The sequence below is a fragment of the Glutamicibacter sp. BSL13 genome (assembly GCF_052928425.1).
Map to the genome: position 1 here is coordinate 1 of NZ_JAVGCZ010000134.1, position 5,767 is coordinate 5,767.

Below are 5,767 nucleotides of genomic sequence, written 5' to 3' on the forward strand. Positions count from 1 at the left end.
GGCGAAGGACGCCGACCGGCCGGCAAAGCGGGCCGGAGCACAGGCAGGGAGCGCAGATGAGCACGCAGAATCCACGTCCAACGTTGACCGGCTTCGCCGCGCGCGGCGGCCAGCAGGGGCGCAACAGCGTGCTGGTGTGCGCGTTCGAGGGCTGGAACGACGCCGGAAGCGCCGCCAGCGACGCGGTGCGCCTGATCCTGAACACGGCCGAACCCGAATACCTGGGCACCGTGGGCGAGGACGAGTACTACGACTACCAGTTCACCCGCCCGCAGGTCAGCCGCGAGGACGGGGTGCGCAGCATCCAGTGGCCGCAAACCGATGTGTACCGCATCGAACTGCCCCAGGCCCCGGCGGACCTGCTGGTGGCGCTCGGGGTGGAACCGACCTACCGCTGGCAGGCGTTCTGCCGGGAACTGCATCAGCTCACCTCCCCGCACCGGGTGGCGGCCTGCCTGAGCGTCGGCTCGCTGCTGGCCGATGTGCCGCACACCCGTCCGGTGCCGGTGCTGGTGAACTCCGATGACCCGCTGCTGCAGGAGTACCTGTCGATCGGGGCGTCGAAGTATGAGGGGCCCACCGGCATCCCGGCGGTGCTGGGAATGATCTTTGAACGGCTGGGCACCCCGAGCCTGTCGGTGTGGGCGCAGCAGCCGCACTACGTGGCCCAGGCGCCCAGTCCGAAGGTGCAGCTGGCCCTGGTGGAGGTGCTCGAGGAGCTGCTGGCCACCCATTTCCCCGCCGACCAGCTGCGTGATGACGCACTGGCCTGGCAGCGTGGGGTCGATGAGCTGGCCTCCGCGGATCCGGAGGTCGCCACCTATGTGCAGCAACTGGAACGGGCGACCGATGCCAGCGAGCTTCCGGAAGCCAGCGGGGAATCGATCGCCCGTGAGTTTGAGCGCTACCTCAAGCGGCGGGACCGCGGCTACGGCGGCAGCGGCCCCGACTTTGAGATCTAGCGGCAGCCCAGGGCCTCGGCCCTAGAGCTTGAGCCCCAAGAGGGAATCCAGTCCGCGGCGGATCACTTCCGAGCCCTCCCCGGAGCCCTCGGCGCCGGCCTCGGCCCACTGGTCGATGGCCTGCAGGGCGGCCGGCGAGTTCAGGTCATCGGCCATCCGGGAGCGGATCCGGGTCATCAGCGCGGTCGCCTCGGCCAGTCCGGCCCCTTCGATCCGGGAGCGCCAACGCTGCACCCGGGCCTGGGCCTGCTGGAGCAGTTCGTCGGTCCAGAACCAGTCGGTGCGGTAGTGCTGGCCCAGTAGCACGGTGCGGATTGCCACCGGTTCCACCCCGGCCTCACGCAGCTTGGAGACCAGCACCAGGTTGCCCAGGGACTTGCTCATCTTTTGCCCGTCCAGGCCCACCATGCCGGTGTGCACGTACAGTTCGGCCAGCGGCTTGCCGTCGGCGGCCGAGGCGTGGGCGGCGGAGAATTCGTGGTGCGGGAAGATCAGGTCGCTGCCCCCGCCCTGCACGGTGAACGGGGCCGGCAGGGTGGAGCGGGCAATGATCGAACACTCAATGTGCCAGCCCGGGCGGCCGGCGCCCAGGGTGCCCCCGTCCCAGGAGGGCTCCCCCTCACGGGCGGCACGCCACAGCAGCGGGTCCAGCGGATCGCGCTTGCCCTCACGCTGCGGGTCCCCGCCGCGTTCGGCCGAGAGCTGCTCCATCAGTTCGCGCCCGTAGCCGCTGACGGTGCCCAGCTGCCAGGCCTCGTTCTGGGCGGCGAGGGTGTCGAAGTAGACATCCCCCTCCACCCCGTCCGCCCCGGCCGGGACCCGGTAGGCCAGACCCTTGTCCAGGAAGTCCTCGATGTACGGGACCAGCAGGTCGATGGTTTCCACCGCGCCCAGGTAGTGGTCCGGCGCGATCACGTTCAGCGCCTCCATGTCGGCGCGGAACAGGTCGGTCTGCTCCTGCGCCAGCTGGCGCCAGTCCAGCCCGCGCTGGGCGGCGCGCTCGAGCAGCGGGTCATCCACGTCGGTGACGTTCTGCGTGTAGGTGACCTTGCGCCCGTTATCCAGCCAGGTGCGGTGCAGCAGATCGAAGGTCACGTAGGTGGCGGCGTGCCCCATGTGGGTGGCGTCATAGGGGGTGATCCCGCAGACGTACATGCTGGCCGGGGCGTTGGCCTTCTCGGCCGGGGCGGTGGGACGCTGTTTGCCGGTGGCGGTGTCGAAGAGCTCCAGGATCGGGGCGCTGCCCACCAGGTGCGGTACTTCCGGGCTGGTCCAAGCGTGCACGCAGGGGTGTCCTTTCAAACGGCGCAAAAGTGCGCGATCAGCGGTGATGCCCCGGCCCCGCGCCAACTGCCGGGCTGGGCATCACCAAAGTTTCTCTATAAGTGCCAAGTCACCACATGGTTCAGATATTCCCGGCCCCGGCCAAATAATTGACCGGGGCCGGGGTGGGGCACGAGCGGGCTCCGGCTAGGCGCTGATCAGCCCCATGCCCAGCAGGATGAACAGGGCCAGCCCCAGGGCAATGCGGTACCAGACGAAGACCATGTAGGAGTGGGTGGAGACGAACTTCAGGAACCAGCCCACGATGACGAAGCCGACCACGAACGCGATCAGGGTCGCCAGCCCGGTCTCGGCCATGGAGTAGACCATCGGCTCGGAGAAGGACTTGAACAGCTTGTACAGCCCGGAGAGGTAGACGGCCGGGATGGCCAGCAGGAAGGAGTAGCGGGCGGCGGCCTCGCGGGTGTAGCCCATAAGCAGGCCGGCGGTGATGGTGCCGCCGGAACGCGAGACGCCCGGGATCAGGGCCATCGCCTGGGCGAAGCCGTAGAGGATGCCGTGCTTGAAGGTCAGCTGCTCCAGCGGGCGGACCTGCTTGCCGTAGTGGTCGGCGGCGGCCAGGAACAGGCCAAAGACCACCAGCATGGTGGCCACGATCCACAGCGAACGGAAGTTCGTGTCAATGTAGTCCTCCAGCAGCAGGCCCAGCACGCCGATCGGGATCGAGCCGAGGATGATCAGCCAGCCCATCTTCGCGTCCGGATCCGAATGCGGGATCTTGCCAACCAGCGCCTTGCACCAGGCGACGATGATGCGCACAATGTCACGCCAGAAGAACGCGATGACCGCGGTCTCGGTGCCCAGCTGGGTGATGGCGGTAAACGCCGCCCCCGGGTCCTGCGCGTTGGGCAGGAATTCTCCCACGATGCGCAGGTGGGCCGATGAGGAGATGGGCAGGAACTCGGTAAGTCCCTGGATCAGACCCAGGAACGCTGCTTCAAACCAATTCACCCCTCGACACTACTTCAAGTCCCAGGCCAAACCCCTGCCGAAAACACCGGGGTCCCCAAAAATCCGCCCGTGGTCGTAGTCACGACTCGTCATTGGGTATCGTAAACGGCAGCAACTCGCCATACTTGTCGTACAAAGCATCGTCGTACGCCTCGAAGGCATCGGCCAGCGCACCAAAGGCGGCGTCCACCGTCGCGTCGGTGGCGCCGCGGCTGGTGGAGATGACCTCCAGGTGGTTTTCCAGGCGGGCGATGAAGACCTGCAAGGCATAGTTGGGATCGACGCTCATGGCACACACGCTACAGCCGAATAGACCGGCACGGTAGGGGGTTTGATGATTCAGGAACGGATCAAGGCACCATTGCACCAGCCCGCGGATGACCGCTTCGAGTACCTGGTGATCACCTCGTTCCCCGGGGAGCCCAAGCAGCTGGCCCGCGCGGCCCTGAAGGAGCACGCCGAGAACGGCAAGTGGGAGCTGGTGCGCACCTGCCGCTACGAGGGCGGGGCCTTCAAGTACTGGCTGCGTCGGCGGGTGATGCGGGTGACCGGCACCCTGGAGGGCTCAGTCTTCCAGCGGTCCCACTAGCCAGCTGGCCACGGTGTTCGCCGCCGAGGCCGCATTGGACGGGTGGTACCAGCTGGCCTGCACGTCTCGGTAGAGCCGCTCGAACTCGCTGCCGCGGAAATAGCCGCCGCCTCCAATCAGCTGGCCGGCGTCTTGGATGTTCTCCCGCGCCCAGTCCCCCGCCCTGGTGCGCAGGGTGACCAGCTTCGGGAACCACTGCGGCCCGTGGTCCACCAGGGCGTCCAGGTCCCCGGCGACCTGGCGCTGCAGCGCATCAAGGGTGAGCATGCGCATTCCGGCCTCGGCCAGGATCGAGCGGGAGCGCACATCCTGGGTGTAGGCCTGCCCGTCCTGGTGCACCCGGCGCTGGAGGGCCGCGGTGCCCAGCTGCAGCCCACGCTCGGCCAGGCCCACGTAGACGCTGGCGGTCAGGGTCAGGAACGAGGCGAAGATCCCGAACACCAGGGCGTCCGGGTTGGGGCCCGCTGCCAGGCGGGTGTGCACCCACTGCGCCGGGGCGATGGCCCCGGATAGCTTGGTGGTGTGCGACTGGCTGGCGCGCATGCCCAGGGTGTTCCAGTCGTTCAGCGACTCGACCCCCTCGCCGCGGGCCACGAACCCGTGCACCAGCTGCCCTTCGGCGTTCTTGCCGAAGACGCCCAGCCGAGTGAAGGCCGGGGCCAGGGAGGTGAAGATCTTCGTGCCGGTGAACGCCACTGAGCCGTCCCCGCGCTCCTCGGCGGTGGTCTTTGAATCGAAGAGCACCGCGTCATTGCCCGGCTCGCTGATGCCGAAGGCCATCACCTCACCCTCGGCGATCCAGTCCTGCACCATCGCCAGGCGCTGGTCCCCGCGCGCGGCCAGCAGCTGGGCGACCCCGGCCCACACGTGGTGCATGTTCACCGCCAGCGCGGTGGCCGGGGCGGCGGTGGCCAGCCGGCGCTGGGCCAGGGCCAGCTCGCTCAGCCCCCAGCCGTAGCCGCCGCGCTCCACCGGCAGCAGCGCCTTCAGGTACCCGCGGTCGCGCAGTTCCGCAAAGTCCTCGGTGCAGAACGTGTTGCGTTCATCGTAGTCGGCGGCGCGGGCGCGGAAACGCTCGAGCAGTTCCTCCGGCAGTGCCTCGGTGATCTCCACTGGTGTGTCCTTTCGTGGGTGGGCGTGCTCTAGTAGGTGCTCAGCAGCCGGGCGAGCACCCGGGAGCCGAAGTGCAGGGCGCTGACCGGCACGCGTTCATCCACGCCGTGGAACATGCCGGTGAAGTCCAGTTCGGGCGGCAGCTGCAGCGGCGCAAACCCGTAGCCGGTGATGCCCAGGGTGGCCAGCCACTTGTTGTCGGTGCCGCCCGAGAGCATGTAGGGCAGCACCACCGCGTCCGGGTCCTCGGCCAGCAGGGCGGCGCCCATTGAATCCACCAGTTCCCCGGAGAAGGGCACCTCCAGGGAGGATTGTTCGTGGTCGACGTGCAGCTGGACGTTCTGCCCGGCCAGTTCGCGCAGCGTGGCCAGGGACTGTTCGTGTTGCCCGGGCAGGGTGCGGGCGTCGATCAGCGCCTCGGCCTGTCCGGGGATGACGTTGTGCTTGTACCCGGCGGACAGTGCGGTCGGGTTCGCGGTGTTTTGCAAGGTCGCCCCGACAAAGCGGGAAACGTTGCCCATGGCCCGCAGCAGCGGGGCCGGGTCGGCTTCATCGAAGCCCAGGCCGCTTAGTTCCCCGATCCGCTGCAGCAGCGCCCGGGTGGTGGGCGTGTAGGACAGCGGCCACCGGTGGGATCCGATGCGGGCCACGGCGGCGGCCAGCTCGGTGACCGCGTTCTGCGGGTTCAGCTGGGAGCCGTGTCCAGCGCTGCCATGGGCGGTGAGCCTGGACCAGGCGATGCCCTTTTCCGCGGTCTGCAGCATGTAGGCCCGCTGTCCGTTGATGTCCACCGAGAACCCGCCGACCT

Annotated in this window: 7 protein-coding genes; 2 read left to right on the forward strand and 5 right to left on the reverse strand. The window is 68.3% G+C overall.

Translation table 11 applies throughout. The features are described 5' to 3' along the window. Positions 1-56 precede the first annotated feature (56 nt). Positions 57-962 carry a proteasome assembly chaperone family protein gene (locus RCJ92_RS14695; RefSeq protein WP_396278536.1) on the forward strand — a complete coding sequence of 302 codons (906 nt, stop codon included), beginning with the start codon at positions 57-59 and terminating at the stop codon, positions 960-962. Between the two features lie 21 nt (positions 963-983). On the opposite strand, the gene mshC is transcribed toward RCJ92_RS14695, so the two are convergent. The 3 genes from mshC to RCJ92_RS14710 form a co-directional block, all read right to left on the reverse strand. Next, the gene (gene mshC, locus RCJ92_RS14700; RefSeq protein ID WP_446754957.1) at positions 984-2,246 is read right to left on the reverse strand and encodes a cysteine--1-D-myo-inosityl 2-amino-2-deoxy-alpha-D-glucopyranoside ligase; all 1,263 of its coding nucleotides are present in this window, start codon (positions 2,244-2,246) and stop codon (positions 984-986) included. A 186-nt stretch (positions 2,247-2,432) separates the two neighbouring features. Continuing rightward, complete coding sequence (locus tag RCJ92_RS14705) at positions 2,433-3,257, reverse strand: undecaprenyl-diphosphate phosphatase (RefSeq protein WP_446754958.1); 825 nt, start codon at positions 3,255-3,257, stop codon at positions 2,433-2,435. A gap of 79 nt (positions 3,258-3,336) precedes the next feature. After that, entirely contained in the window at positions 3,337-3,546 is a 210-nt protein-coding gene (locus RCJ92_RS14710) for a hypothetical protein (protein ID WP_054821622.1), read from the reverse strand. 45 nt (positions 3,547-3,591) lie between these two features. Here RCJ92_RS14710 and RCJ92_RS14715 point away from each other — a divergent pair, with 45 nt between their 5' ends. Continuing rightward, positions 3,592-3,846: a DUF5703 family protein gene (locus RCJ92_RS14715; RefSeq protein ID WP_343830686.1), complete on the forward strand. Its 255-nt coding sequence runs from the start codon at positions 3,592-3,594 to the stop codon at positions 3,844-3,846. Here the strand turns inward: RCJ92_RS14715 and RCJ92_RS14720 are convergent. Next, positions 3,823-4,959 carry an acyl-CoA dehydrogenase family protein gene (locus tag RCJ92_RS14720; protein ID WP_446754959.1) on the reverse strand — a complete coding sequence of 379 codons (1,137 nt, stop codon included), beginning with the start codon at positions 4,957-4,959 and terminating at the stop codon, positions 3,823-3,825. The genes RCJ92_RS14715 and RCJ92_RS14720 overlap by 24 nt on opposite strands. Before the next feature lie 29 nt (positions 4,960-4,988). Further along, a partial coding sequence (locus RCJ92_RS14725) for a peptidase dimerization domain-containing protein (RefSeq protein WP_446754960.1) occupies positions 4,989-5,767 on the reverse strand: 779 nt, incomplete at its 5' end.

What these genes read in the sequence shown, in the direction of transcription:
- RCJ92_RS14695 (WP_396278536.1), top strand. Translation starts at nt 57, where the DNA reads ATGAGCACGCAGAATCCACGTCCAACGTTGACCGGCTTCGCCGCGCGC.
- RCJ92_RS14715 (WP_343830686.1), top strand. Translation starts at nt 3,592, where the DNA reads ATGATTCAGGAACGGATCAAGGCACCATTGCACCAGCCCGCGGATGAC.
- RCJ92_RS14710 (WP_054821622.1), bottom strand. Translation starts at nt 3,546, where the DNA reads ATGAGCGTCGATCCCAACTATGCCTTGCAGGTCTTCATCGCCCGCCTG.